A 26442-nucleotide genomic window follows, 5' to 3' on the forward strand; every position below is an offset into this window, starting at 1 on the left:
CGTTTGCCCCCGTGCGCACTCAACTGCGAACCGCCGTCGAATCATCCACCACAGTTTCGCCGGCGTCCGCCCCGGCAAACTGCGACATGTACAGGCGGTGGTAGGCGCCCCCGGCAGCGAGCAGCACCTGGTGGCTGCCCTGTTCAACGATCCGTCCGTTCTCCATAACCAGGATCGTATCGGCATCGCGGATGGTGGAGAGCCGGTGGGCGATCACAAAGCTCGTCCGGTCCGTGCGCAGGGCTGCCATGGCCTTCTGCACCAGCAGTTCGGTGCGGGTGTCAACGGAGCTGGTGGCCTCGTCGAGGATCAGCAGCGAAGGATTCGCCACGAAGGCCCGGGCGATGGTGATCAGCTGCTTCTCGCCGGCGCTGACGTTGTTTCCTTCTTCGTCGATCACCGTGTCATAGCCTTCGGGCAGTGCCCGCACGAAGCGGTCCACGAACGTGGCCTTCGCGGCGGCCATGACCTGCTCCCGGGTGGCGTCCAGGTTGCCGTACTGGATGTTGTCGTAGATGGATCCGCCAAAGAGCCACGCATCCTGCAGCACCATGCCCACCTTGGACCGCAGTTCCGAACGGCTCAGGTGGGTGATGTCGACGCCGTCCAGCCTGATGGACCCCGAATTCAGCTCATAGAAGCGCATGACCAGGTTCACCAGGGTGGTCTTTCCGGCACCCGTCGGCCCCACGATCGCCACGGTGTTCCCGGGTTCGGCGGTGAAGGACAGGTTCTCGATCAGCGGCTTGTCCGCCGTGTAGCTGAAGGTGACGTTGTTGAAGTCGACGTGCCCGTCGGTCTTGGCCGGGAGGTGCTCGGTGGCCGTTTCGTGGTCCTGCTCGTCGGCGTCGAGGAATTCGAAGACGCGCTCGGAAGACGCCACCCCGGACTGCAGCATGTTGGCCATGCCCGCCATCTGCCCCAGCGGCTGGGTGAACTCGCGGGAGTACTGGATGAACGCCGTGGCGTCGCCAAGGGACATGGCACCCGATGCCACGCGGAGGCCGCCGACCACCGCAATGCCCACGTAGCTGAGGTAGGACACGAACTGCATGACGGGGAAGATGATGCCCGAGACGAACTGGGCCCCGAAGCTTGCCTTGTAGAGGGCCTCGTTGCGTTCTTCGAACCGGGCCAGCATGTCCGCGTCGCGGCCGAAGACGCGGACCAGGTCGTGCCCGGAGAAGGACTCCTCGATCTGGCCGTTCAGGGCGCCGGTGTTCTTCCACTGCGCGGCGAAGAGCTTCTGGCTCCGCACCCCGATGAGCGCTGCGGCCACCCCGGACAGCGGAAGCGCAACCAGGGCGATCAAGGCCAGCTGCCAGGAGACGATGAACATCATGATCACGATGCCCGCCACGGTCAGCACGGAGTTGACCAGCTGCGCGAAGGCCTGTTGGAGCGCCTGCTGGATGTTGTCGACGTCGTTCGTGACCCGCGACAGGACGTCACCGCGCTGGCGGGTGTCGAAGTAGTTCAGCGGGAGCCGGTTCAGCTTGCTTTCCGTTTCGTCGCGCAGCCGCCTGATGACCTTCATGACGATGCGGTTCAGCACGTACCCCTGCAGCCACATGAAGATGTTGGCTACAAAGTACATGAGCAGGACCACGGCGATGAGCATGGTGAGCTTGTCGAAGTTGATGCCGGCGCCGGGCACCAGCTCCATCCGCGACAGCATGTCCGCGAGGTTGTCCTGGCCCTGCTGGCGCAGGCCCGCGACGAACTGCTCCTTGCTGGCGCCGGCGGGCAGTTGTTTGCCCACGACTCCGGCGAAAATGACGTCCATGGCCTGGCCCAGGATTTTGGGCGCGATGACGTTCAGCACCACGGAGACGATCACCAGCCCGACCACCAGGGAGATGCCCAGCACCTCTGGGTTCAGGAGCCCCATCAGCCGCTTCGCGGAGGGCCAGAAGTGCTCCGCCTTCTTTGCGGGCATGGCACCGAACGCGCCGCCGTCGGCTTCAGTGGGCTGGAACTCCTCCTCGACGAAGTCGTCGTCCAGTACGGTTCCGCCCTGGGCCGGGTTGGCCGGAGCTGCCCCGGAATTGGGGGCGGAGTCCTTCCTGCGGGGGCTCATGCCACTTCCTCCACGCTCAGCTGGGACTCGACAATCTCCTGGTACGTGGGCGAGGTTTCCAGCAGTTCCTCGTGCGTGCCGCGGTCCACAATCCTGCCGTTGTCCAGCACCAGGATCTGGTCGGCGTCGGTGATGGTGGAAATCCGCTGGGCCACGATGATGACGGTGGCGTCGGCGGTGCTTCGCTTGAGGGCGGCGCGCAGCCGGGCGTCCGTGGCGACATCCAGGGCGGAGAAGGAGTCGTCGAAGAGGTAGACCCGGGGTTTGGTGACCAGCGCACGGGCGATGCAGAGGCGCTGCCGCTGGCCGCCGGAAACGTTGGTCCCGCCCTGGGCGATCCTGGAGTCCAGGCCGTTCTTCTTCTCGCGGACGAACGATGCGCCCTGGGCGATGTGCAGGGCGTCCCACAGTTCCTGGTCCGTCGCCTCGGTCTTGCCGAAGCGGAGGTTGTGCGCGATGGTGCCGGAGAACAGGTAGGGGCGCTGCGGCACCAAGGCAACCCGTTTGGTAATCCCGGCACGGTCCAGCCGGTCCACAGGAACACCGTCCAGAAGGACCTGCCCCTCCGCTGGGTCGTACAGCCGCGGCAGCAGGGACAACAGGGAGGTCTTGCCAGCGCCGGTGGATCCGATGATGGCGATGGTTTGGCCGGGACGGGCAGTGAAGCTGATGTTGCTGAGCACCGGGGATTCGGCGCCCGGGTAGGCGAAGGTGACGTTGCGGTACTCCACCACGCCGGCAAGCGCGGCCGGAGCCTCGGGATGCTGGGGGTCGTGGATGGAGGGCTCCACGGCGAGCACTTCGCCGATGCGGTCGGCGCAGACTGAGGCGCGCGGGATCATCATGGTCATGAAGGTGCCCATCATGACGGCCATCAGGATCTGCAGCAGGTACTGCAGGAACGCAGTCAGCGACCCCACCTGCATGGCGCCGGCGTCCACCCGCTGGCCGCCGAACCACAGAACCGCGGCGGTGGACAGGTGCAGGATCATGCTGATGGCCGGGAACATGAGGACGAACAGGGCGCCGATCCGGAGGGAGACATCCGTAAGCTCGCCGTTTGCTTCGCCGAAACGGCGGGTTTCGTACGGTTCCCGCACGAAGGCACGGACCACCCGGATACCGATGATCTGTTCGCGCAGCACCGCGTTGATCCGGTCGATCTTCTTCTGCATGGAGCGGAACAGCGGCATCAGCCGGACCACCAGGTAGCCCACAACCACCACCAGCAGCGGCACGGAAACCCACACCAGCCAGGACAAACTGATGTCCTCGCGCAGTGCCATGATGATGCCGCCGACGCACATGATGGGTGTGGCCACCATGAAGTTGAGCCCCATCAGCAGGAGCATCTGTACCTGCTGGACATCGTTGGTGCCGCGGGTGATCAGCGTGGGGGCACCGAAGGCGTTGACGTCCCTGGCCGAAAAGCTGGTGACCTTCCCGAACACGGCACGCCGGAGGTCCCGCCCCACAGCCATGGCGGTCCTGGATCCGAAGTAGACACCCGCGATGGCTGCGGCAAGCTGCGCGAAGGCCACCAGCAGCATCACGCCGCCGGTGCGCCAGATGAAGTCCGTGTCGCCGCGGGAGACCCCTTCGTCGATGATCCGGGCGTTCAGGCTGGGAAGGTACAGGGCCGCGATGGTGGACGCGAGCTGGAAAACGACGACAGCCAGGATGTACGGCAGATACGGTCTGGAGTACCGCCGTATGAGGGTGAGGAGCATGAGCTCAACTCTAGTGATGCCCACCGACAATGGATCCCCCAAAAAAGCCCCTCTCCTCGGCACCGGCGCGTCACCATCGAGGCGGAAAAGCCGCAGCACCCGGCCCGGGTGGCGGGACGGGTGCTGCGGCGGGGTACGGGCATGGACGCCCTCTTGGCGGCGGAGCCTAGGCTCCGTGGCCGTCGGGGCCGGACTGGGCCGTCCCGGACTGGACCGTCGTTGGTTGGGCCGTCGCGGACTCGACCGTCGCCGGCTGGGCAGCGGCGCTGTGCTTGCCGTGGCCTGCGATGTAAAGGGCGGCGGCCGCCTGGATCTTGCGTTCCTTCAGGAGCTTGCGCTGCAGCCTCCTGAGCTCCGCCGCCGTGGCCGCCTGCTGCGCGGCGACGGCCTGCTGGGACCGCAACTGTTCCTGGATGTCCAGGACCAGGCCACCCAGGTCCACCTGCTGGCGGGCCAGCAGGTGCTGGGTGTCCTGCAGTTTCTGCAGCGTGGCGGCGGCGCTGGCCACCGCGTCTGCGGCCTTGTCCAGGCTGCCGGCGGACCGGAGGTCCAGCCCCTCGGAATGGAAGCTGCGTGCGAAAGCCTCCTCGAGGTCGTCCGTGGCAACCCGGCCGGATGCGGCGGCAGCAGCGGCAGCGCCGCCGTCGTACATCTTTGCCGGCGTGCCGGCAAGGGAGGTGGCACGTGCTGCGGAGACCGCCGGCAGCTGCCCGGTCATGGCGGTCATGCCGGCCTCGCCTGCGGCGTTGGCCTGCAGCGAGGCCTCGGGGGTAATGTCGACGGTCTTGCGCAGCGGCACTTCCTTGATGAAGATCACGGCGATCAGGGCCACGACGCTGACAGCGGCGGAGATCATGAAGATCCCGGCGGTAGCGTCACCGTAGGCAGCGCGCATGACGTCGGCGATCGGTGCGGGCAGGTCCTTCAGGTCCATGGTGGCACCGCTGTTGCCGCCGGCCTGGAGGCCGAGCTTCGCGAGCCCGTCGGTAGCCAGGTCCTTGACATGGTTGGCCATGACGGCCCCCAGGACGGACACGCCGATGGCCCCGCCTACCGAGCGGAAGAACGCAACGGAGGCGCTGGCGGAGCCGATGTCCGTGGCGCGGACAGTGTTCTGGACGGCGAGGACCAGGTTCTGCATGAGCATGCCCAGGCCGATGCCGAAGATGCCGGTGTAGAGGCCGGTCAGCCACAGCTCGGTGGTGTGGTCCATGGTTCCGGCGAGCGCCAGGCCGCCGATCAGCAGGATGGTGCCGCCGATCAGGAAGCGCTTCCACTTGCCGTAGCGGCTGATCAGCTGGCCGGAGGCGACCGAACCGACCAGGTTGCCGGCGATCATGGGCAGGGTCAGCAGGCCGGCCTCGGTGGGCGTGGCGCCGCGGGCCACCTGGTAGTACTGGCCAAGGAAGGTGGAGGAGCCGAACATGGCCACGCCGACGGCCACGGAAGCGACGATGGCCAGGGCCGTGGTGCGTTCGGAGATGATCTTCAGCGGGATGATCGGCTGGGACACCTTGGATTCAACCAGCACCAGCAGTGCGAGCAGGAGGATGCCGCCGCCCACCATCACTGCGGTCTGCCAGGACCACCAGTCGTAGTAGTCGGCCTTGCCGGCGAAGGAGACCCAGACCAGGAGCAGGCTGACGCCGGAGGTGAGCAGGATGGCACCGAACCAGTCGATCTTGGCGGGGCGCTTGACGTGCGGGACCTTCAGCGTGACCTGGAGCAGGATCAGGGCGACGACGGCGAGCGGCACGCAAACGAAGAAGGTCCAGCGCCAGCCAAGGGAGCTGTCCACGATAAAGCCGCCCAGCAGCGGGCCGCCGGCGGTGCCGACCGCCATCACGGCGCCCATGTAGCCGGAGTACTTGCCGCGTTCGCGCGGCGGAATGATGGAGCCGATGATGGCTTGTGCCAGGGCCGTGAGGCCACCCATGGCGATGCCCTGGATCACGCGGGCGGTGAGCAGGAACGGGATGTTTTCGGAGAAGCCGGCCATGACGGAGCCGGCAACGAAGATCACGATGCTGAGCTGGACCAGGAACTTCTTGTCGAAGAGGTCTGCGAGCTTGCCCCAGATGGGGGTGGTGGCCGCGTTGGCCAGCAGCGCCGCGGTGATGACCCAGGCGAAGTCCGTCTGGGTGCCCTTGAGCTCGGACATGATGGTGGGCAGCGCGTTGGCAACGATGGTGCTGCTCAGGATCGCAGTGAAGAAGGCGGCGAGCAGGCCGGTCAGGGCCTCCATGATCTGCCGGTGGTTCATCGGGGTGCCGGGTTCGTGGCGCTTGGACTGCCGCGACTCCTGGTGCGCGGCGCGTTCGAGCCGTCGCTCCTGTCCGTGTTCCGCGGCGGCGGTGACGTTAGCCATTATTGGACTCCTGCGGTTGGTCTTCGTTGGTGGTTCCGGCCGCCCTTGCCCGGATGGAATTCTTCAGGGATGAGGTGAGTTTGCTCAGCATGGCCGCCGTTGCGGCGGCGTCGTCCTCGTTCCAGTCGGAGAGGTACGCCTGCAGCGTCTCCGCCCGGTGGCGCACCAGTTCCGCGAGCTTCGCCTTGCCCCGTGGTGACAGGGCCAGGAGCTGCGCCCTGCCGTCATCCGGGTCCGGCCTGCGGACCACCAGGCCCGCGTCCGCGAGCTCGGCCACGTGGCGGCTAAGCACCGGCGGACTGACCCCCAGGCGCTCGGCCAGGTGCGCGGCCCGGGTCTCCCCCTCGCCAATGAACCTGAGCACGCCCTGGAGGGCGATGCCGGTGTCCTGGCCCTTGACGTTGATCATGGTGACGCAGCGCAGCGCGCGCTGGAGGTCATAGATGTGGCTGACGAGGTCGGCTGCGGTGGCCGGTGCGACAGACATGACCCTCCCTCAAAGAATTAGTTGCTGAAAGCAACTGTATCAGGAAAAGGTTGCTTAGGGAAACGAAGTTACTGGGAGGCTGCCGGTTAAAACGGCGAACTCCCCCACTTCCGACGGGAAGTGAGGGAGTACTGCCGCAGCAGGGTGCTTAGTCGCCCAGGTGGGTGGGTTCGAACATCCTTAAGAGGGTTTCCACCACGACGACGTTCGGCCCTTCGGCGGCGAACCCCGCCTTGAGCGCGTCCCCCACGTCTCCGGGGGCCACCCTCGTGGCCGGGACGCCGAAGGATTCGGCGAGCTTGACGAAGTCCGGCCGGGCGAGCTCCGTAGCCGTGGCCTTGCCAAAGGCACCCACCATGTATTCGCGCAGGATGCCGTAGCCGCCGTCGTCGATGATCAGCCAGGTGACCGGCACGTTGTGCTGTTTCGCCGTGGCCAGTTCGGCGATGGAGTACATGGACGAGCCATCACCGGAGACCGCCAGCACCCGGGCGGGTTTTCCCAGCGTTTCAAGCCCCACGGCCGCACCGATGGCCCCGGGGAAGGCGAAGCCCAGGCCGCCGGCGCCCTGGGCCGAGTGGAACTGACCCTCACGCGCATCCCAGCAGGACCAGCCCCAGTAGGCGGCGATGGTCATGTCCCAGAACGTCTGCATGCCCGCGGGGACGGCCTCACGGATATCCGCCATGAACTTCAGTTCCTTGCCCAGGTCCTGCGACTCGAGCCTGGCCCGGACCTTCGCCAGGGATTCCTTCACCAGCTGCTGCGGCGTGGATCCATGCCAGTTCGGGCTCGCGCTCCGCACCGGCAGGGCCTCATCAAGGGCCGCGAGCGCCTGTCCGGCGTCGGCGCGAATCCCCAGGCCCGGGCGGTTGGATTCCAGGACCCGCGGCTCGGCGTCGATCTGGATGATCCTGCCCCGCGGTTCGAAGGTGAAGTAGTTGGAGGTAACCTCGCCCAGGGAAGAACCCACCACCACCAGCACATCGGCGTCCTCGAGGACCTCGGTCATGTACCGGTCCTCGATCCACGACTGCAGCGACAGCTCGTGGTTCCAGGGGAAGGCGCCGTTGCCGCCCGGGGTGCAGATCACCGGCGCCTGCAGTTTCTCCGCAATCGAGAGCAGCGACTTTTCGGCGCGTCCGCGGCGGGTGCCGCCGCCGGCAATGATCGCCGGACGCTCCGCCGACTCCAGCCATTTAACGGCTTCTCGGACCAGTTCCACCCGCGGCGGATTGTCTGCCGCCTCCGCCAGGGCGTCCTCCACAGGCGGAACCATAATCGGGTCCAGCAGGACATTCTGCGGGATCTCCAGCCACACTGGGCCCTGCGGCGAGGAGATCGCCTCCGTCCAGGCGTCCTGGATGGCCGAGGGAATGCCGGACGCGTGCTGGATCAGCCGCTGGCTCTTGGTCACGTTCGCCGCCGAAGCCTTCTGGTCATCCAGTTGGTGCAGCATGCCCTTGCGCCGGGCCCCCAGGCCTTCCAGCGGGATCTGGCTCGCCACCACCACCATCGGCACGCCCGTGGCGTAGGCCTCCTGCAGCCCGGCCAGCGACGTCAGCGCGCCGGGGCCGGTGGACAGGAACAGAACGCCAACCTCGCCCGTGGCGCGGGAGTAGCCGTCAGCAGCGAAGGCGCTGTTGTTCTCCACCCGGGACGAGACAAAGTGCAGCTTGCCCCGGCCCATCGCATCGAAAAGTCCCAGGGCGTGCTGGCCCGGGATGCCAAAGACGGTTTTCGCGCCGAGCGCTTCCAAGGTTTCGACGACGAGGTCCCCGCCATTGCGGACGCCCGCTTCCTTGGGGGCCGGGGTACCCGGGCCGTGGTCAGCCACGGCGCTACTCCTTGGTGGCGGCCGCGAAGCCTGCCGGCTGGCGGACCTCATGGCCCAGGGCCTGTGCCTGGTACCCCGTATCGGCACCGAACCGGCTGCCGGGCGTTGCATTGTCCGCCATCAGGGTGACCAGTTCGTAGGCGACGTGGCTGGCGGCAACGCCGGTGATTTCGGCGTGGTCGTAGGCCGGGGATACTTCCACGACGTCGGCGCCCACCAGGTTCATGCCGCGGAACCCCCGGATAATCTCGAGGAGTTCGCGGCTGGTGATGCCGCCTGCTTCAGGGGTGCCGGTGCCCGGCGCGTGGGCCGGATCCAGGACGTCGATGTCCACGGAGATGTACAGGGGCCGGTTGCCGATGCGGTCCCGGACCTTGGCCACCGTCTCAAGGACGCCCTGGTAGTAGACGTCCGCGGAGGTGACGATGCCGAACCCGAAGCGGTGGTCGTCGTCGAGATCCTTCTTGCCATACAGCGGGCCGCGGGTACCGATGTGGCTGATGGCCTCGGTGTCCAGGATGCCCTCCTCGACGGCGCGGCGGAAGGGGGTGCCGTGCGTGTACTCGGCACCGAAGTAGGTGTCCCAGGTGTCGAGGTGGGCGTCGAAGTGGAGCATGGCGATGGGTCCGCCTGCGCGTTCGGCCGCGGCGCGCAGCAGGGGAAGCGCGATGGTGTGGTCCCCGCCCAGGGTCAGCAGCTTGCTCCCGGCAGCCGTGAGGTCCAGGGCGTTCTGCTGGATGGTCTCGATGGCTTCGTTGATGTTGAAGGGGTTGACCGCCATGTCCCCGGCGTCGGCCACCTGGATGTTTTCAAAGGGGCTCACGTCCCAGGCCGGGTTGTAGGGGCGCAGCAGCCGGCTCGCCTCGCGGACGTGGTTGGCGCCGAAACGGGCACCTGGCCGGTAGGAAACGCCGGAATCGAAGGGGACGCCGACCACCGTGACGTCCGCCTTGTCCACCTGGTCAAGGCGCGGAAGACGTGCATACGTGGCGGCTCCGGCATAGCGGGGAATCCGGGATGAATCGATGGGGCCAAGGTTGCCGTTGGCTTCGATGCGCAGCTCTTCCAATGGAGGCGCCTCCTTCGAGGAGTTGGGAACGGTTGTGACTGCCATCATACACCCGGGTTTTCTAATGAGAATCAACTGTTTACCTGCCGCCTTCAGCTTGCTGCGTTCCTGCCCAGTTACTCCCTGGGCCGCGCCGACTCAGCTTTCCCGCGCCGCGATTTTCCGGCATTGCTGCCGTCGCGACCCGGCAGCACGGAAAAGCAACTGGGAGGGACCGCACGAAGCACTCAGGGAGTTGTCCACATAGGGCCCGTGCATCGTTCCTGGTGTTCCCCGCGCGGCCTCCAATGGCCTGATGGACATCATTGATTACCTGAAACAGGCCGGTGGCGTTGCCCGCTCCGCGCAACTCCTCAACGCCGGGTTCCCTCGCCGGGAGCTCCTGCGCCTCCAGGAGTCCGGCGCCTCCCAACCCAGGCGCGGGGTCTTCGTCCTGCCCGAGTGCGACGAAGGAATCCTCGGGGCAGTCTTGAACAACGGGAGGCTGAGTTGTGCCAGCGCTGCTGCCCATTACGGACTCTGGCTGCGCAAACCTCCCGCCCGGCTTCACCTCGCCTGCAATCACGGCCACGGCAGCGGTTTCGTCCGGCACCGCACCATCCGGCTCCAAGGGCATCCGCTTTTGCCAGTGGCCGCAGTCGAGGATGTGGCACTTCACGCCTTGGGATGCCTGCCGACCCCGGCCTCCACCGCAATGGCGACCTCGGCCATCAGATTGCACGGCGTGCCGCGGGAACTGCTCGCATCCCAGCTCCTGGCTGACCGGTCCGGGACCGCCCGACGTGTCTTACGGGAAGTCGACATCCGTGCGGAATCCATCGTTGAGGTCGACCTTCAGCACCTGTTCCAGAAACGCGGGATCGAGTACGCGTCCCAGGACTTCCTGCCTGGGATCGGCCGGGTGGACTTCCTGCTGGGCGGCTTCTTGATTGTGGAGGTTGACGGCTTCGCATTCCACTCCAAGCGCGGGGACATGCTCCGCGACCGGGAGCGCAACAATGCCTCCGCCGTCAGCGGCTACGCAGTCCTGCGCTACATGCCGGAGCACATCTGGTTCAATTCCGGCCAGGTGATATCGGAAATCAGGACTGTCCTGGCGGCAGGGCAACGCAAACCGGGCCAGCGATTGTGCAGTCCAGCCCAGTTACTCCCACGCGAATGCACTGCGTCCTGCGGAATCCCGGGAAGGCGGGCGGCTCCCCGATGAAGACGACCTGAAGTAAGTGGGAAGGAGCGCACGGCAAGCACCTAAAAGCCCAGAAGGGTTAACGGCTGGCGGCGGGCACCAGGACCCACAGCACCTCCACGGGCTTGTCGGTTGGGTTGACCCAGGTGTGCGGCTCGCGGCCGGGGAAGGTCACCGTGTCCCCCGCGCCGAGGTCGTATTCCTCGTTGGTGAGGATCAGCTTGATGGATCCCTTGACCACATGCAGCACATCCACGTCGCAGTCCACGGCATAAAGCTCCGACTCGCCGCGGCCGTGCGGTTCGATGACGGCCTGGATGATCTGGACCCGGCGTTCCGAGCGGGCGGTGAGCAGCCGCTCCACGATCCCCTCGCCACCGAGGGAGATGCGGGGGCCGTCGTTCCGCCGGGTGAGGTGGGTTTCAGGCGCGGCGAAGAGATCGCCGATGGAGATGGACAGGACCTGGCACAGGGTCACCAGGGACGCCACGGAGGGCGAGGTCAGGTCCCGCTCCACCCGGCTGAGGAATCCTTTGGTCAGCCCGGTGGCATCGGCAACCTGCTCAATGGTGAGCCGTTGCGACTGCCGGGCGGCCCGGATCCTGGAGCCAATGGCTACGGGAACATTGCTCGGCTCAACTGGCAGTGCCTTCATCTACGAACCTTTCATGGGCCGGCAGCCCGGCTGCGCTCTCGAGCCATCCTAATCGGCGGCCGGATTGTGACGCGCGCATGCCACGGGAGCCATCGGGTCCTTGACTGTTACTGGCGTCACACCCTAGTCTTTGGAAACTCCTGTTGCCTATAAGGCAAATCAGGACTCCTTCCTCCCGTCAAGAGCGACGGGTTCAGGACGCGCCCCCGGAACGCACCCCGGTGCCCAACAGCTCCAAGGAGCCAACTTATGGATGCAAGTGCCATCAACATCGCCATCGTGGTGGTGTACCTCCTCGCCATGCTGGCCTTCGGCTGGTGGGGCAAGTCCCGCACCCGGAACAACAGCGACTTCCTGGTGGCCGGCCGCCGCCTGGGCCCCTTCCTCTACACCGGCACCATGGCCGCCGTCGTCCTGGGCGGAGCCTCCACCGTGGGCGGTGTGGGGCTTGGCTACAAGTTCGGCATCTCAGGCATGTGGCTTGTGGTGGCCATCGGCGCCGGCGTCCTGCTCCTGAGCCTGCTCTTCGCCGGGACCATCCAGAAGCTGAAGATCTACACCGTGTCCCAGATGCTCACGCTCCGTTACGGAAGCAGGGCCACGGAAGCGTCGGGCATCGTCATGCTCGCCTACACCCTGATGCTTTGCGCCACCTCAACCGGCGCCTACGCCACCATCTTCGTGGTCCTCTTCGGCCTGGACCGCGCGCTGGCCATCGCCATCGGCGGCGCGACCGTGCTGGTGTACTCCACCATCGGCGGCATGTGGTCCATCACGCTGGCCGACCAGGTCCAGTTCGTCATCAAGACGGTGGGCATCTTCTTCCTGATGCTTCCCTTCACCCTGAACGCCGCCGGTGGCCTCGACGGCATCCGCAGCCGCGTGGATGCCAGCTTCTTCCAGATCGATGGCATCGGCGTGCAGACCATCATCACGTACTTCGTGGTCTATACCCTGGGCCTGCTGATCGGCCAGGACATCTGGCAGCGCGTGTTCACCGCCAAGACTCCCAAAGTGGCGCGCTGGGGCGGCGCCACGGCAGGCATCTACTGCATCCTCTACGGCGTCGCCGGCGCGCTCATCGGCATGGCCGCCAACGTTGCCCTGTCCAACGTCAGGATAGCGGCGAAGGATGACGTCTACGCCGAGGTCGCCCAGAACATCCTGCCCGTCGGCATCGGCGGACTCGTCCTGGCCGCCGCTGTCGCCGCCATGATGTCCACCGCGTCCGGCGCCCTCATCGCCGCCGCCACCGTGGCCCGTGCCGACGTCCTGCCGTTCGTCGCCGGCTGGTTCGGCAAAACCATCAACACCGGCGACACGGAGAACCCGGAGCACGATGTGAAAGCCAACCGCATCTGGGTCCTGGCCCTCGGCATCGTAGCCATCGTCATCGCCATCATCACCAAGGACGTCGTCGCGGCCCTGACCATCGCCTACGACATCCTGGTGGGCGGGCTCCTGGTGGCCATCCTCGGCGGCCTGGCCTGGAAGCGCGGCACCGGGCTGGGCGCCGCCGCGTCCATGGCTGTCGGCTCGGTGGTGACCTTGGGAACCATGATCATCCTGGAGATCAACGCCGAAGCCCCGCTGGACGGCGTCTACGCCAACGAGCCCATCTACTACGGGTTGGTGGCCTCTGCGGTGGTGTATGTGGCGGTCTCGCTGCTCACCCCGCCCACCGATTCCCGGGTGATGCACGCCTGGCAGCGCCGCGTCTCGGGCCAGGACGCCCCCGAAACCCCTGAGGAAGTGCTCGCCGCCAACTAGCGGCAGCTGCCCCGGGGCGGGCCGCGGCGGGGTCCCTGGAACGGGCGGGCGTTAAAAAACGACGACGGCGCCTCCTTTCGCAGTTCAGCGAAAGGAGGCGCCGTCGTCGTAAGTCCTACTCCCCTGTGTCGCGGGGCTCGTCATCGTCGAGTGGAACCTCGCGGTCCTCGGCATCGATGACCACCGGCGGCGCCTGGACCACCGGCTCCTCCTCGTCGAGGAACTCGTCCTCGGCGTCCCAGTCGGCATCGTCTACCGGTGCATCCTCGGCGTAGTCGTAGGCGGGATCCGCCTCTACGGCATCCAGGTGCGGCATGTCCGGGTGTTGTCCGGTGGTGCTCATGATTGAACCTCCGTCTGTTCGCCTGACGTGCTCTTACAGGTAGGCGCGGGCAGCGCCACACCTTCATCACAGCACCGGGCAGGCGGGCGGGTCAATAGCCGCGCCGAGCCATTCGGCCACCCCCGGGAGGGGCGGAAAGGCGCCCGCTGGGGCCTGCAAAAGTGGACATGCCGGCGTCAGGAAATGAGGCTTACCGAAACCCCGGAGCGAGGTTCGCCAGCCGAAAAAGCGCGGAAATCCGCAGTAGGCTGGCAGGGCAAAGGCGCCGAAAACATGCCCTTTCCAGCCCAGGAGTACCAGTGTCGCAGCACGCCCAGCCCGAGTCCCACAGCGCGCCCGAGGAGGCAACCCGGACCCAGCCCTCGCCGGCGAACATTAAGCGGTGGCGGCAGTACCTGGCCGATGAGCGCGCCGAGGCGGCGGTCTACCGTGACCTTGCCCAAAACCGGGAGGGCGAGGAGCGCGACATCCTGCTGGCCCTGGCCGAGGCGGAGGGCCGGCACGAGGCACACTGGCTGGCACTGCTCGGGGAGCACGCGGGCAAACCGAAGAAGGCGTCGGGCAGGAGCCGGTTCCTGGGGTTCCTGGCGCGGCATTTCGGCTCCGTTTTCGTGCTGGCACTCGCGCAGCGGGCGGAAGGCCGGTCCCCTTACGCCAAGGACCCCAACGCAACCGACGCCATGGCTGCCGATGAGCAGATCCATGAGGAGGTGGTCCGCGGCCTGGCCACCCGCGGGCGCAGCCGTTTGGCTGGCACATTCCGGGCTGCGGTCTTTGGCGCCAACGACGGCCTGGTCAGCAACCTTTCCCTGGTGATGGGCATGGCGGCCTCGGGTGTGGCCAGCAGCGTGGTGCTGCTCAGCGGGATCGCCGGCCTCCTGGCCGGTGCCATGTCCATGGGCGCCGGCGAGTTTATCTCCGTCCGGTCCCAGCGCGAACTCCTGGCGGCCACCCGCCCCACCCAGGTCACCCTGGCGGCCGCGCCCAACCTGGACCTTGAACACAACGAACTCCTCCTCGTCTACCTGGCCCGGGGGATGTCGCGCGAAGCCGCGGAGCACCGCGTGGCCGAGCGCATGGGCCTGCTGTCCTGCGACTGCGACCCCAGCCTGTCCCTGCAGCCGGAACTGCCGGACGACGGGGACCAGCATGAGGCGGTCGGCACAGCATGGGGAGCCGCGCTGTCCAGCTTCTGCTTCTTCGCCTCCGGCGCCATCGTCCCCATCCTGCCGTTCCTGTTCGGCTTGACCGGCGTTCCCGCCCTGGTGGCGGCCGGGGCCCTGGTGGGCATCGCGCTGCTGGCAACCGGTGGCACCGTTGGCCTGCTGTCCGGCACGTCACCGCTGACCCGCGGCCTGCGCCAGCTTGCGATCGGCCTGGGCGCGGCGGCGGTCACGTACGTGCTGGGCCTGGTCTTCGGCACGGTAGTCGGATAGCGACGGTCGGTTAGCCGTGGTCGGCTAGCCGGGGCTGGCTAGCCCCGGCGCAGCACCTCGACGGCTTCGTCCACCGAGTCCACCAGGAAGATGCAGTCCGCCATGGCCCGGCCGGCCGCGAGGCTGCGCAGCATGGGCCAGGCCGGATACTCCTCTTCCCAGTGCCGCCGCCCCACCAGCACCATCGGGGCCACCTTTTCGCGGGCTCCGTAGTAGTTTTCGCAAGCGTCCTGGAAGATCTCCTGGACGGTCCCGGCAGCCCCGGGCAGGAACACGATGCCACCGTGGCACAGCTCCAGCAGGATGGCTTCCCGGATGGCGTTGGCGAAGTATTTGGCGATGTGCGTGGCGAAGTAGTTGGGCGGCTCATGCCCGTAGAACCAGGTGGGGATCCCCAGCGACGGCGTCCCGCCGGGATGGCGTTCGACGACGGCCGCGGCCGCACGCGCCCACGCGGACACCGAGGGACGGAACCCCGGGACGGCGGCGAGCGTGCCCAGCGCCGCCTCCACGTCGCCGTCGGACGCCCGGCTCAGGTAGGCGCCCAGGTTCGCCGCCTCCATGGCCCCCGGGCCGCCGCCGGTGGCGACGGCATGGCCGTCCCGGGCAAGGAGCCTTCCAAGCCGCGCCGCCCGGGCGAAGTCTGCGCTGCCGCGCGGTGCTGCATGGCCGCCCATAACGCCCACGATCGAGTCCCGGGTCCAGGGCGCGGACCGGGTCAGCTCGTCCAGCGCGTCGCCGATCGCATGGTCGTGAAGGGCCGAGGCCAGGGTGGAGTCCACCCGGTGCCGCTGGCCGGGCTGGATGCTCCAGTGGTAGATGCGGGCGTCCGGCAGTTCCTCGTAGGGTGACGTTGCGAGCCCGGCGTACAGTTCCGCCGGAGAGTAGAGGCTGGCGCGGTAAGGATCGAAGGGCACGCCCACCAACTTCGGGAAGATCAGTGCGCCCCGGCTGCGGAGGTTGCCCTCCATGCCCTCATCGAAGGTGCAGCCGAGGAACATCGCGCCCTCGACGTTCACCCTTTTAAGCGCCGCTGCCCGGCCGCGCAGGTCCAGGGACTGGGCGTGCCAACCGTGCAGGTTGACCGCGCCGGCGCCCACCAGACGGTCGAAGCTGGCCAGGTCCTGCACTTCAAGGTTGCGGGGGCGCGGGCCGAGGCTGCCGGCGAAATTCACGGCTGTTTCCCGGTCCAGGTCATGAGGCCAGCCTAGGCCACCACACGGAAAAACGGGGGCCGGATACCATCCGTCGGGAGGACCGATGTGTCCAGGTCTTCGGCCACGGCAGCCGCCCCTCGGCAAGGATTGCGGCGAACCCCTTGACCGGCCCCGGGCGCCTGCTACGATCAACGATGGAAGTATGTCCTATCAAGCGAACAAATAGCAGCAAGCTGCTGGCGCTGCCGCCCCGCCGGCCGCGCAGAGACCAAACATGAGGGAAACGCACCGTGGCGAACAACCTGGGACTCAGCATTGACCGCTCCTCCCCCGTACCCCTGTATCACCAGGTGGTCCAGGGCATCGAGGCCGCGATCTACAGCGGCGTGCTGGAACCGGGCAGCCGGCTGGACAACGAGATCGACCTTGCAGCCCAGCTGAACCTGTCCCGCCCCACCATGCGCAAGGCCATGGACGAGCTGGTCCGGTCCGGACTCCTGGTGCGCAAGCGGGGCGTGGGAACCCAGGTGGTCTCCAGCCAGGTCCGCCGCCCCCTGGAGCTCTCCAGCCTCTACGACGACCTCACCAACAACGGCAAGAATCCCACCACTGAAGTCCTCAGCTTCTCGCACGTGGAGGCGGACGATGCCACACTCACAACGCTGCAACTGCCCGCGGGATCGAAGGTCTACCACTTCACCCGACTGCGGAAGGTGGGCGGCAAGCCGCTGGCCCTGATGGAGAACTGGGTGCGCGACGACATCGCCGAGATGGATGAAGCCATGCTGGGCGCCGAAGGCCTGTATTCCATCCTCCGCCGGGGCGGAGTGAACTTCCGGCTTGCTACGCAGCGCATCGGCGCCAGGACAGCCGATGAATACCAGGCGTCCATGCTCGATACACCTGCGGGTTCCGCGCTGGTGACCATGGAACGCACCGCCGTTGACGATACCGGCCGCCGCGTTGAGACCGGCCAGCACGTGTACCGCGCCGATTCCTACAGCTTCGAAATGACACTCGTACAGCGCTAGCGCAAAGGAACACCTCCATGACCAACTGGGTCTACCCCCTGGGCACCGCCGCCGACGGCAGATGGGACGTCTCGATCGGAACCTCGGATTCCTCCCTCTCCGTGGACGGCTGGGCACACACCGGGTTGAAGGTCGCCACGCTTCCGGCCGGGGCCTCCGTCGAACTACCCGCCGCGGACGAGGAACGCATCGTGGTGCCGCTGAACGGATCCTTCACCGTCACCGTTGACGGCACCGACTACCCCCTCGACGGGCGCCCGTCGGTATTCTCCGGCCCCAGCGACGTGCTGTATTCGGGTACCGGACGCGCCGTGAGCATCAGCTCTGCCGACGGCGGCCGGGTTGCCGTGGCCACGGCACCGGCGACGGCGTCCTACCCCACGCGCCTGGTCCCGGCCGCCGAAACCCCGGTTGAACTGCGCGGCGCCGGCAACTGCTCGCGCCAGGTGCACAACTTCGGCACCCCGGCAGCGCTGGAGGCGGACCGGTTCATCGTCTGCGAGGTCCTCACCCCTGCGGGGAACTGGTCCTCCTACCCGCCGCACAAGCACGATGAAGAGAAGGACGGCGAGACCTCCCTGGAGGAGATCTACTACTTCGAAACCCAGGTGGCTGCCGGCTCTCCAGCACCTGCCGACGCGGACGCGATCGGCTACCAGCGCGTCTATGCCTCGGATGAACGGCCCATCGATGTCTCGGCAGAGGTCCGCAGCGGCGACGTCGTCCTGGTTCCCTACGGCTGGCACGGCCCGGCGATGGCGGCGCCCGGCTACGACCTCTACTACTTGAACGTGATGGCGGGTCCGGGGCCGGTGCGGGAATGGCTGATCAGCGACGACCCGCACCACGGCTGGGTTCGGCAGACCTGGGACAGCCAGAACATCGACCCCCGGCTGCCGTTCGGCGCCTGACCGGCGACCCACCACTCCTGCCCCGCACCCGGGCGGGCAGCGGCAACCAGGTGATGGTCGCCGTCGGCTCCGCCGGTCCGCGGGCCGGCGAAGCCGACGGCGTTGATTCCGTCCTGACCGACGACTTCCGTTCCGGCGCGGCCTAGCGGCTGACCAATTCCCCGGCTGCCGCCTGCCTCTGGCCTTCGCCGCGCTGCTCGCCCTTCCTGGCGGCTGCAGCGGCGAACGCCATGACGGCAAGGCCGGCGAGGGTGATGGCCGCCCCGGCCCAGATGGGTGAGGTGTAGCCCAGGCCCGCGGTGATGGTCACGCCGCCCAGCCAGGCGCCCAGGGCGTTGCCCACGTTGAAGGCACCGATGTTGGCGCCGGATGCGAGGGTGGGTGCGCCGCTTGCGTAGGTCATGACGCGCATCTGCAGGCCAGGGACAGTGGCGAAGCCGAAGCCGCCCATTAGGACCAGCGAGATGACGGTCAGGACCGGATTCGCCGCCGTCAGGGCGAATGCCACCATAACCAGCGTGAGGACGGCGAGTACCACCAGGAGCGTGCGGTCCACGTTACGGTCGGCCGCCTTGCCGCCCAAGGTGTTGCCGGCGAAGAGTCCCGCACCGAAGACGACGAGGAGCCATGGAACGGCGGAGGCGGCAAAACCGGAAACTTCAGTCAAGGTATAGGCGACGTAGGTGAAGGCACCGAACATTCCGCCGAAGCCGAGGATTGTCACCACGATGGACAGCCACACCTGGCCCGAGCGGAAGGCCCGGAGTTCCGAGCGGAGACCGCCTGCTTCCCCCGTTTCGCCTGCCTGCTTGGGGACGAGCGCCAGGATGCCCGCGAGCGCGGCGACGCCGATGACGGTGATGGCCCAGAAGGTGGCTCGCCAACCGGCGGCCTGGCCCAGCAGGGTCCCGAAAGGCACGCCCAGGACGTTGGCCGCCGTGAGCCCGGTGAACATCAGCGCGATCGCACCGGCCTTCTTGCTGGGCGGGACCATGCCCGCCGCTACCACCGCCCCAATTCCAAAGAAGGCGCCATGGGAGAGTGCGGCAATAACGCGGCCCAGCATCATCGGCCAGTATCCATCGGCCGTGGCGGAGAGCAGGTTGCCGGCAATGAACAGGACCAGCAAAGCGGCCAGTACAGGCTTGCGCGGGAACCGGGTTACGGCCGCCGTCAGGCCCAGCGCCCCGACCACCACCGAGAGCGCGTACCCGGAGATGAACCAGCCGGCCGACGCTTCACTGACGTGGAAGTCCGCGGCAACCTGCGGGAGGAGGCCGGCGATGACGAACTCGGTGAGTCCGATGCCGAAGCCACCCAGGGCGAGTGCTATCAGGCCTATAGGCATGAGAATGCTCCTTTGAGCTGTACTGGATTGGGGATGGCGCCTAAGATAGTTGCAGGCGCGGTATTTATTGTTGCATGTGCAAATATACCGCGCAAGCAACTATATGCGTGCCGTTGATGACCGGCCTTCCCGGCCGTTCTCTGGAAAGGAGCAAGCAATGGGCATCAAGGACGACGCCGTCGAGGTCCGCGCGCAGGGGTGGCGAACGCTTGCTGCCCTGCATGGGCTGATCGAAGCTGAGCTCGAGCGCTCCCTCCAGGCCGGGTCACAGCTCTCGGTGGTGGAGTTCACGGTGTTGGACGCGCTCAGCCGGCAGGACGGGTGGCACATGCGGATGCAGCAGCTGGCCCGCGCCACGGCGCTGAGCCCCAGCGCCACCACCCGGCTGGTCAACCGGTTGGAGGACCGTGGCCTGCTGACCAGGATCCTTTGCGACGACGACCGGCGCGGCATCTACACCGAGCTGACGAAGAGCGGAAGCAGCCTGCTCGCGGAAGCGCGGCCCGTGCACGACGCGACGCTCGAACGCGCCCTGGGCGAGGCCCAGGCTATCCCGGAGCTGGCGCCGCTCGTGGAGGCCCTCCCCCGGCTCCACGCGCCGTCCTGACCGGATTGCCTGATTCAGGACGCCCGGTTGGCCACTGCTCCTCCCACCCGCACAGGGTCACCGCTGGCCAGGGACTCCTGGGCGGCATCGGCAACCCGGGAGGCGGCCACGGCGTCCTCGGGCGTGCACGGGTTGGCCCGCAGGCCCAGGACAAGCTCAACGAAGGCGGCCATTTCTGAACGGTAGGCCTGGTCGAAGCGCTCGGCAAAGGTCCTATGCGGCTCACCCGAAGGGAAAGCGACGCCGGGTTCCGCCGAGTCCATGGCCATCTTGCCGTCCAGGCCCACCATGAGCGACCGGCGGGACCCTTGGATTTCCAGCCGCACGTCGTGTCCCGCCCTGTTATACCGGCTCGCCGAGACCGTTCCTACCGTCCCGTCGTCGAAAGTGACCAGGGCCAGGGCCGTATCCACGTCCCCTACTTCGCCGATGGCCGGATCGCCGTTATTCGAACCCTTGGCGTAGACCTCAACGATTTCGCGGCCGGTCAGCCAGCGCAGGATGTCGAAGTCGTGGACGGAGCAATCCCGGAACAGCCCTCCGGAGGTTGCGAGGAATTCGACCGGCGGTGGTGCCATGTCGCACGTGACAGCCCGCAGGGAGTGGATCCACCCCAGTTCGCCGGCCTGGTATGCCCGCCTCGCCTCAAGATAGCCGGCATCAAAGCGGCGCTGGTGGCCAATCTGGACCACGCCGTTGTTGTCCCGGATGTAGTCCAGCACTGGGAGGGCGTCCGCAACGTTCATCGCCACCGGTTTCTCGCAAAATACCGGGATGTTGGCGTCCACCCCTGCCCTGATTAGCTTGGGATGGGTGGCGGTTCCCGTGGCCACCACCAAGCCGTCCACACCCGAGGCGAGCAGCGCATCAACTGATGAACGGTATTCGGCTTCGAGGCCCGCGGCGACACTTCTTGCGTGCTCTTCCGCCACGTCCGTAAGGCGGAGCGCCACGTTGATGCCCTTGGCATTCAACACTCCGTTGAGGGCCGCGATGTTTTGGGCGTGCATCACGCCGATCCGGCCCACGCCGACCAGGCCAAGCGTTACCCTCTTCATCGTTCTACCTCTGCATGGACGGTAAAAGCGGTCCGAAAGGCGTCAAGGGCTGCATTACTGTCATCCTTCGCCCATGACTCCAGGCCCACCGTGCCTTCATATCCGGCCTCAGCCAGGCTGCGGGCCACAGCTACATAATTGATTTCCCCGGTGCCCGGTTCACAGCGCCCAGGAACGTCCGCCACCTGGATTTCCCCGATATACGGCAGGGCCGACCTCACCAGTTCGATAAGGTTCCCTTCCCCAAGCTGTGCGTGGTAAAGGTCCAGCATCAGTTTCGCGTTGGGGTGCCCGGCGGCCTCCACCAGTGCCAAGGTGTCCTTGGCGCGTGCCAGGGGGATCCCGGGGTGGTCAAGGATGGTGTTGAGGTTTTCAAGGCAGAACGTCATGCCGTACTTTTCCCCCAGGGAGCCAAGCCGCTGCAGGGTACGGGCGCCCGTGGCCCACATGCGGCCGGTGGAGCGGTAAATCGGGCGGGCGGCACGGCCGTCCAAGAGCTCGGCGGGGTGCACCACCATGCGGCTGGCGCCAAGTTCGAGGGCGGTGGGGATCAGGGATTCAGCCGTCCGCACCACGTCATCGGCTGTGTCCGGGTCCACCAGGCTGCCGGAAACGTAGCCCGTCATGGAGGAGAAGACGGCTCCGGTAGCCTTCAGTGCCTGGATGTCTTTAGTCCTCGCATCCCAGAGTTCGACGTCGAAGCCCGCCGCATGGATCCTGCGCACCCGTTCCACGAACGGCAGGTCCAAAAAAACCATCTCGGCGCAAACGGCCAGGCGCATCAGACGCCTGCCTTTTCGGAGACGGCAACAGGGGCGCCGCGTTTGACGGACTCGATGCAGGCCAACGCCATTGCAAGGGCACGGCGGGCGTCGGCAGCGCCGGGCGTCAATGTGAAATCGGACGACGGCGGCGATACGTCCCCGCGCCGTGCACGGACCGCCCCGGCGAAGTCGGCCAGCTCGTCCGTATAGGCCTGGCGGAAGAGCTCGACGTTGAGCCGTGGAGTGTCGGCGGAAAGCCCTTCTGCCGTGTAGCGGCGGGCCGCCGTCTCCGTGGCGCGGCCAGCCTGGACCATGCCCTTGGAACCGAAGACCTCGCCGCGGACGTCATACCCGTACAGGGCACTAAAGTTCGCCTCGGCCACTGCCAGCGCGCCGTTGCTGTACCTGATGGTCACCACCGCTGTATCCAGGAACCCCTGTTCGCGAAGGGATGGTTCCACCAGCGCGTCCGCCACGGCAAACACCTCCACCGGTTCAGCCCCCTCGTTGAACCAGTTGAGGGTGTCGAAGTCGTGGATGAGGGTCTCCAGGAAGATGGTCCAGGCCGGGACCCGCGCAGCGTTTGGAATGCTTCCGGTCCCGGGATCACGGGTCAGCGAGCGCATGAGTCGCGGAGTCCCGGCAATGCCTGCGGCGAGGTCCTTCTTCGCTGCCCGGAAATCGTCAGCGTACCGGCGGTTGAACCCGATCTGGAACAGGACACCAGCCTCGTCCACGGCGGCGAACGCGGCGTCGAGTTCGGCCAGAGACTGACCGGCAGGCTTCTCGCAAAAGACATGCTTTCCGGCCGCAGCGGCCTGGGCTATCAGCGCTGCGTGGAACCGTGCCGGGCTGGCGATTATTATGGCGTCAACCTCCGGATCTGCGAGGACGTCGTCAACACTGGCCGTCACTTTGGCAGTACCCAGCTCCAGTGCGATGTTCTGCGCGGACTCGATGTTGGGGTCCGCTATGGCGGCCAACTCAGCTCCGGGAACGCGGCGGGCGATGCTCTCGGCATGGAACGCACCCATCCAGCCGGAGCCGATGAGTCCGATCCGTACCGGTGCGGGCATTGCGATGGTGTGCTGGGAGATGTAAGCCAATGGCTTGTCCTTTCAATGGCGCGTAGGGAATGGATCAGGCGGCCGTTCCGGCTTCGCCTGGATTCGCTGCCGGAGCACGGCGGCCATCAGTAGATCACTTTGGTGAAGGCACCGTCACTGTGCAGCGGGCGGATCATGGCTTGTGCCACCTGTGGTGCCTTGTGGCCGTCCTCCCCGGGGGCCTGTCAGGCGTCGCCGTCGGGCCCCCGGCTGGGTGCTATAGGTGCCTGGGGGTGCTTTCCCTGGGAGATTCCGCGTTTTCAGTGACATCGGCAACCTCGGCCTGGACTTCTTTGACAATGTCACCGTGACCGCCAAGCTGTTCCAGTTCGTGGGCCAATTCGGCCAGTTCCGCGCCACCGGCCATTTGGGCGGTCAGTTCGTCGAGGGTGATGTCCTTCTTGTCGTAGTAGCCGATGGACCTGCCCCGCTTGAGCAGGAGGAACCGGTCGCCGACGGGGAAGGCATGGTGTGGGTTGTGGGTGATGAAGATGACCCCGAGTCCCCTGTCCCTCGCCTGGAGGATGTAGCGCAGGACGACGCCCGACTGCTTGACGCCCAGGGCCGCCGTCGGCTCATCCAGGATGAGGACCTTGGCCCCGAAGTAGACTGCCCTGGCAATTGCGACGCACTGGCGCTCACCGCCCGAGAGCTGGCCGATGGGCTGTTCCACGTCGCGGAGGTCGATGCCCATGTCCGCGAGCTCTTTCTTGGTGATGTCCTTCATCTTCTGGACGTCGAGGCTCTTGAAGGGACCAAACCCGGTGGTCAATTCCGAGCCGAGGAAGAAGTTCCGCCAAATGGGCATCAACGGCACCACCGCCAGGTCCTGGTAGACAGTGGCGATGCCAACATCCAAGGCGTCCCTGGGAGAGGTGAACTTACGCTCCTCCCCCATCACGTTAAGGACTCCAGCGTCGTGTTGGTGGAGCCCGGCGATGATCTTGATCAGGGTCGACTTACCGGCGCCGTTGTCGCCGAGGACGCACGTGACGCGGCCGTTGTCCACGGCCATGGTGACATCGGTAAGCGCCACGATGCTGCCGTAGTGCTTGCCCACGCTCTCAAGGGAAAGCAGGTGCACGGGTGTGTGGGTCAACGGATCCTTTTCGCCGCTGAGGAGTTGCTGCTGGTCGATCTGGTTGGCGTTCATGGTTATCAGCCCTTACTTGCGTCTGCGCGGCGCTTGACGTAGAGGTTCACGATGGTGGCCAGGAGCAGCATGAGGCCCAGGAAGAACTTGAACCAGTCAGGGTTCCACTGGGCGTAAACGATGCCCTTGTTGGCCATGCCGAAGATGAAGGCGCCGATGGCACCGCCTACCGCTGACCCGTAACCACCGGTCAGGAGGCACCCACCGATGACGGCAGCGATGATGTAGAGGAATTCGTTGCCGACCCCTTCACCGGACTGCACGGCGTCGAAGGCGAACAAATTGTGCATGCCCAGGATCCAGGCGCAGAACCCTACCGCCATGAAGAGCCCGATCTTTGTGGATTTGACAGGCACGCCCACAGCCCGGGCCGCATTGGCGTCACCGCCGACGGCAAAGATCCAGTTGCCCACCTTGGTGCGCAACAGTACCCAGGACGCCACGGCCACCAGCGCGATCCAGATGAAGACAGTGTTGTTGACGTTGACGCCGGCGATGTTCACGGAGGAGGCGAAGATGGCCCGTGCCGCAGCGTAACCGTCCATGTTGGAAATCGATGGGGAGGACACACCGCCGCCGATCATGCGGGTGAGACCAAGGTTGAGGCCTGTCAGCATCAGGAAGCTGGCAAGGGTAACGATGAAGCTCGGCAGCTTGGTCTTCATCAGGATCCAGCCGTTAATGAACCCAATGGCCAGGGAGACGACGAGGGCCAGGACCACGCCCACCCAGACGTTCATGCTGAAGTACCAGCTGAACATGGAAGCTGTCAGGGCGGAACTGATCACGGCAACACCGGTGGAAAGGTCGAATTCCCCGCCGATCATCAGCAGCGACACTCCGACGGCCATGATGCCGATGGTGGAACTGCCGTAGAGAACGGTGGCGAAGGCGTTCGGCTGGATGAATGTCTGTGAGACGGATGCGAAGAAGACGAAGAGGACGATGGCACCGACGAGGGCGCCCACTTCGGGACGTGCCAGGAGTTTCTGGAAGGGGTTCCGCTTGCTGACGCGTTCGTCGCGGACCGCCTGGGGCTTTGTCACACTCTGGGTAATGGTCATTTTATTCTCCTACCTAACGCCGGATCCACGGCTTGTCGCCCCGGACCCGGCGGGAGGGTGTCCTAGCGGACACCCTCCTTCGCAAACTTGAGGACGTCGGGAGCGGCTGCCTGGTCGACGATCGAGGGTCCGGTGAGTACAGGCTGGCCACCGCCAACGTGGATGCCTGCGCGCTTTGCCTGCCACAGCGCATCAATGGCGCCATAGCCCTGCAGCCAGGGCTGCTGGTCCACGGTGAAGGCAACCTTGCCATCGATGATGGCCTGGGCCAGTTCGCCGTTCATGTCGAAGGAGGCCACCTTGACCTTGTCCTTCAAATTCAGTGACTCCACCGCTTTGTTGATCGTGAGCGTGAAAGGGGCACCAAGTCCGATGATGGCGTCGGCTTCGGGCGTGGCTTGGAGCTTCGCGGTGACGGTGGAGGAAACCTGCGTCATGTCCGTCCCCTGGACGAACAGGTTCTCCGTGGCCGGGATCTTGGATTTGACACCGGCGCAGCGGGCATCAAGCGCCACATTCCCCTGCTCCATAATGACGCAGATCGGGCGCTTGGCGCCCATAGAAAGAAGCTTCTCACCCACGGCGGCGCCCGCAAGGTTCTCATCTGAACCAAAGTGGGTGAACGCGCCCATACCCTTCCACACGTCGGCGCCGGAGTTGAGGCTTACCACCGGGATGCCCGCAGCTGTTGCCTTCTTCAGCGCGTCCTTGACCGCGTCCGGCTTGGCCAGGGTTACGGCAATTCCGTCAACTTTCTGGTCGATGGCCTGCTGGATCAGCTGCGCCTGGCGTCCGCCTTCGGGGTCGGACGTGTAGAGCAGTTCGACGTTGTCCTTTGCCGAGGCTTCCTCCGCACCCTTGCGCAGGATGTCCCAGAAGGTGTCACCCGGAGCGGCGTGCGTGACGAGCGCGATCTTCATCCGCTCAGTAGTGGCAACCTGGCCGCCACCGCCGGCGCCTCCCTGCGGCGTCCTACCGCCAGTGCTGGAGCAGGCGCTCAGCGCCATCATGGGGACAACCGCTGCTACCAGTGCGGCCTTCCGCCAGGAAAACTTCTTCACGATAAATCTCCTTTGATTCGGGCCAGCCACACGCTTCGTCGCGTGGGTTCGAATTTGCCTTCATGACGATCATGGTGACCCGCCTCACAAAAGTCAAGACTTTGTCCTGTCATTAGTATGTTATGACGTAATTAGATTGCTTTGGCGTGGCCACAGTACATTTCGACACCCCCCGGCAGCCGCCCGGGAGGGACAAAAGATGCCCCCTCAAGACAGGTCTC

22 protein-coding genes are annotated in these 26442 nt (G+C 66.2%); 6 read left to right on the forward strand and 16 right to left on the reverse strand.

Annotation, left to right across the window (positions count from 1 at the left end):
* Positions 1-19: 19 nt before the first annotated feature.
* From K4G53_RS18130 to speB, 6 genes are all read right to left on the reverse strand, one after another.
* Positions 20-2080, reverse strand: coding sequence for an ABC transporter ATP-binding protein (locus K4G53_RS18130; RefSeq protein ID WP_308287925.1), 2061 nt, complete (start codon positions 2078-2080; stop codon positions 20-22).
* Positions 2077-3810 (reverse strand): ABC transporter ATP-binding protein, encoded by a 1734-nt coding sequence (locus K4G53_RS18135; RefSeq protein ID WP_221387072.1) that lies wholly within the window; start codon positions 3808-3810, stop codon positions 2077-2079. The genes K4G53_RS18130 and K4G53_RS18135 overlap by 4 nt, the downstream gene beginning before the upstream one ends.
* A gap of 166 nt (positions 3811-3976) precedes the next feature.
* Positions 3977-6178, reverse strand: coding sequence for an MDR family MFS transporter (locus K4G53_RS18140; protein WP_221387073.1), 2202 nt, complete (start codon positions 6176-6178; stop codon positions 3977-3979).
* Positions 6171-6665 (reverse strand): MarR family winged helix-turn-helix transcriptional regulator, encoded by a 495-nt coding sequence (locus tag K4G53_RS18145; protein ID WP_221387074.1) that lies wholly within the window; start codon positions 6663-6665, stop codon positions 6171-6173. The genes K4G53_RS18140 and K4G53_RS18145 overlap by 8 nt, the downstream gene beginning before the upstream one ends.
* A 148-nt stretch (positions 6666-6813) precedes the next feature.
* A complete protein-coding gene (locus K4G53_RS18150) occupies positions 6814-8502 on the reverse strand; it encodes a thiamine pyrophosphate-binding protein (protein WP_221387075.1) in 1689 nt (562 codons plus the stop codon).
* A gap of 4 nt (positions 8503-8506) precedes the next feature.
* Positions 8507-9571, reverse strand: a complete 1065-nt coding sequence (gene speB, locus K4G53_RS18155) for an agmatinase (RefSeq protein ID WP_221387196.1) — start codon at positions 9569-9571, stop codon at positions 8507-8509.
* A gap of 295 nt (positions 9572-9866) precedes the next feature.
* Here speB and K4G53_RS18160 point away from each other — a divergent pair, with 295 nt between their 5' ends.
* On the forward strand, positions 9867-10778 hold the full coding sequence (locus tag K4G53_RS18160) for a DUF559 domain-containing protein (protein ID WP_221387076.1): 912 nt from the start codon (positions 9867-9869) through the stop codon (positions 10776-10778).
* A 58-nt stretch (positions 10779-10836) separates the two neighbouring features.
* Here the strand turns inward: K4G53_RS18160 and K4G53_RS18165 are convergent, their stop codons facing one another.
* Positions 10837-11412 carry a cupin domain-containing protein gene (locus K4G53_RS18165; protein ID WP_221387077.1) on the reverse strand — a complete coding sequence of 192 codons (576 nt, stop codon included), beginning with the start codon at positions 11410-11412 and terminating at the stop codon, positions 10837-10839.
* 249 nt (positions 11413-11661) lie between these two features.
* Here K4G53_RS18165 and K4G53_RS18170 point away from each other — a divergent pair, with 249 nt between their 5' ends.
* Positions 11662-13182, forward strand: coding sequence for a sodium:solute symporter (locus K4G53_RS18170; RefSeq protein WP_221387078.1), 1521 nt, complete (start codon positions 11662-11664; stop codon positions 13180-13182).
* A gap of 115 nt (positions 13183-13297) precedes the next feature.
* Here K4G53_RS18170 and K4G53_RS18175 read toward each other — a convergent pair whose 3' ends face one another.
* A complete protein-coding gene (locus K4G53_RS18175) occupies positions 13298-13525 on the reverse strand; it encodes a hypothetical protein (protein ID WP_221387079.1) in 228 nt (75 codons plus the stop codon).
* Between the two features lie 299 nt (positions 13526-13824).
* Here K4G53_RS18175 and K4G53_RS18180 point away from each other — a divergent pair, with 299 nt between their 5' ends.
* The gene (locus K4G53_RS18180) at positions 13825-14961 is read left to right on the forward strand and encodes a VIT1/CCC1 transporter family protein (protein WP_221387080.1); all 1137 of its coding nucleotides are present in this window, start codon (positions 13825-13827) and stop codon (positions 14959-14961) included.
* A gap of 38 nt (positions 14962-14999) precedes the next feature.
* Here the strand turns inward: K4G53_RS18180 and K4G53_RS18185 are convergent, their stop codons facing one another.
* On the reverse strand, positions 15000-16136 hold the full coding sequence (locus K4G53_RS18185) for an LOG family protein (RefSeq protein ID WP_221387081.1): 1137 nt from the start codon (positions 16134-16136) through the stop codon (positions 15000-15002).
* Between the two features lie 272 nt (positions 16137-16408).
* On the opposite strand from K4G53_RS18185, the gene K4G53_RS18190 reads away from it, so the two are divergent.
* Together K4G53_RS18190 and iolB are read left to right on the forward strand one after the other, a co-directional pair.
* On the forward strand, positions 16409-17149 hold the full coding sequence (locus K4G53_RS18190) for a GntR family transcriptional regulator (protein WP_221387082.1): 741 nt from the start codon (positions 16409-16411) through the stop codon (positions 17147-17149).
* 17 nt (positions 17150-17166) lie between these two features.
* Complete coding sequence (gene iolB, locus K4G53_RS18195; protein ID WP_221387083.1) at positions 17167-18060, forward strand: 5-deoxy-glucuronate isomerase; 894 nt, start codon at positions 17167-17169, stop codon at positions 18058-18060.
* Positions 18061-18202: 142 nt separating this feature from the next.
* Here the strand turns inward: iolB and K4G53_RS18200 are convergent, their stop codons facing one another.
* Positions 18203-19408: an MFS transporter gene (locus K4G53_RS18200; RefSeq protein ID WP_221387084.1), complete on the reverse strand. Its 1206-nt coding sequence runs from the start codon at positions 19406-19408 to the stop codon at positions 18203-18205.
* Between the two features lie 157 nt (positions 19409-19565).
* Here K4G53_RS18200 and K4G53_RS18205 point away from each other — a divergent pair, with 157 nt between their 5' ends.
* Complete coding sequence (locus K4G53_RS18205) at positions 19566-20015, forward strand: MarR family winged helix-turn-helix transcriptional regulator (protein WP_221387085.1); 450 nt, start codon at positions 19566-19568, stop codon at positions 20013-20015.
* 14 nt (positions 20016-20029) lie between these two features.
* On the opposite strand, the gene K4G53_RS18210 is transcribed toward K4G53_RS18205, so the two are convergent.
* The 6 genes from K4G53_RS18210 to K4G53_RS18235 all read right to left on the reverse strand — a co-directional run bounded on the left by K4G53_RS18210 (position 20030) and on the right by K4G53_RS18235 (position 26221).
* Complete coding sequence (locus tag K4G53_RS18210) at positions 20030-21073, reverse strand: Gfo/Idh/MocA family oxidoreductase (protein ID WP_221387086.1); 1044 nt, start codon at positions 21071-21073, stop codon at positions 20030-20032.
* The gene (locus K4G53_RS18215; RefSeq protein WP_221387087.1) at positions 21070-21855 is read right to left on the reverse strand and encodes a TIM barrel protein; all 786 of its coding nucleotides are present in this window, start codon (positions 21853-21855) and stop codon (positions 21070-21072) included. Before K4G53_RS18215 ends, K4G53_RS18210 begins: the two co-directional genes overlap by 4 nt.
* A complete protein-coding gene (locus K4G53_RS18220; RefSeq protein WP_374226184.1) occupies positions 21855-22913 on the reverse strand; it encodes a Gfo/Idh/MocA family oxidoreductase in 1059 nt (352 codons plus the stop codon). The genes K4G53_RS18215 and K4G53_RS18220 overlap by 1 nt, the downstream gene beginning before the upstream one ends.
* A gap of 247 nt (positions 22914-23160) precedes the next feature.
* Complete coding sequence (locus K4G53_RS18225) at positions 23161-24096, reverse strand: ATP-binding cassette domain-containing protein (protein WP_221387089.1); 936 nt, start codon at positions 24094-24096, stop codon at positions 23161-23163.
* Between the two features lie 5 nt (positions 24097-24101).
* Entirely contained in the window at positions 24102-25160 is a 1059-nt protein-coding gene (locus K4G53_RS18230) for an ABC transporter permease (protein WP_221387090.1), read from the reverse strand.
* Between the two features lie 62 nt (positions 25161-25222).
* Entirely contained in the window at positions 25223-26221 is a 999-nt protein-coding gene (locus K4G53_RS18235; RefSeq protein WP_221387091.1) for a substrate-binding domain-containing protein, read from the reverse strand.
* Between the last annotated feature and the right edge of the window lie 221 nt (positions 26222-26442).

The sequence above is a fragment of the Arthrobacter sp. MAHUQ-56 genome, from assembly GCF_019710585.1.
In the GTDB taxonomy this organism is placed as follows: Bacteria; Actinomycetota; Actinomycetes; order Actinomycetales; family Micrococcaceae; genus Arthrobacter.

Excerpts from the sequence above, each read along its gene's own strand:
- K4G53_RS18230 (WP_221387090.1), bottom strand. The coding sequence starts at position 25,160 with ATGACCATTACCCAGAGTGTGACAAAGCCCCAGGCGGTCCGCGACGAA.
- K4G53_RS18140 (WP_221387073.1), bottom strand. The coding sequence starts at position 6,178 with ATGGCTAACGTCACCGCCGCCGCGGAACACGGACAGGAGCGACGGCTC.
- K4G53_RS18130 (WP_308287925.1), bottom strand. The coding sequence starts at position 2,080 with ATGAGCCCCCGCAGGAAGGACTCCGCCCCCAATTCCGGGGCAGCTCCG.
- K4G53_RS18170 (WP_221387078.1), top strand. The coding sequence starts at position 11,662 with ATGGATGCAAGTGCCATCAACATCGCCATCGTGGTGGTGTACCTCCTC.
- K4G53_RS18200 (WP_221387084.1), bottom strand. The coding sequence starts at position 19,408 with ATGCCTATAGGCCTGATAGCACTCGCCCTGGGTGGCTTCGGCATCGGA.
- iolB (WP_221387083.1), top strand. The coding sequence starts at position 17,167 with ATGACCAACTGGGTCTACCCCCTGGGCACCGCCGCCGACGGCAGATGG.
- K4G53_RS18135 (WP_221387072.1), bottom strand. The coding sequence starts at position 3,810 with ATGCTCCTCACCCTCATACGGCGGTACTCCAGACCGTATCTGCCGTAC.
- K4G53_RS18225 (WP_221387089.1), bottom strand. The coding sequence starts at position 24,096 with ATGAACGCCAACCAGATCGACCAGCAGCAACTCCTCAGCGGCGAAAAG.
- K4G53_RS18145 (WP_221387074.1), bottom strand. The coding sequence starts at position 6,665 with ATGTCTGTCGCACCGGCCACCGCAGCCGACCTCGTCAGCCACATCTAT.
- K4G53_RS18175 (WP_221387079.1), bottom strand. The coding sequence starts at position 13,525 with ATGAGCACCACCGGACAACACCCGGACATGCCGCACCTGGATGCCGTA.
- K4G53_RS18160 (WP_221387076.1), top strand. The coding sequence starts at position 9,867 with ATGGACATCATTGATTACCTGAAACAGGCCGGTGGCGTTGCCCGCTCC.
- K4G53_RS18205 (WP_221387085.1), top strand. The coding sequence starts at position 19,566 with ATGGGCATCAAGGACGACGCCGTCGAGGTCCGCGCGCAGGGGTGGCGA.
- K4G53_RS18215 (WP_221387087.1), bottom strand. The coding sequence starts at position 21,855 with ATGCGCCTGGCCGTTTGCGCCGAGATGGTTTTTTTGGACCTGCCGTTC.
- K4G53_RS18210 (WP_221387086.1), bottom strand. The coding sequence starts at position 21,073 with ATGAAGAGGGTAACGCTTGGCCTGGTCGGCGTGGGCCGGATCGGCGTG.
- K4G53_RS18165 (WP_221387077.1), bottom strand. The coding sequence starts at position 11,412 with ATGAAGGCACTGCCAGTTGAGCCGAGCAATGTTCCCGTAGCCATTGGC.
- K4G53_RS18220 (WP_374226184.1), bottom strand. The coding sequence starts at position 22,913 with ATGCCCGCACCGGTACGGATCGGACTCATCGGCTCCGGCTGGATGGGT.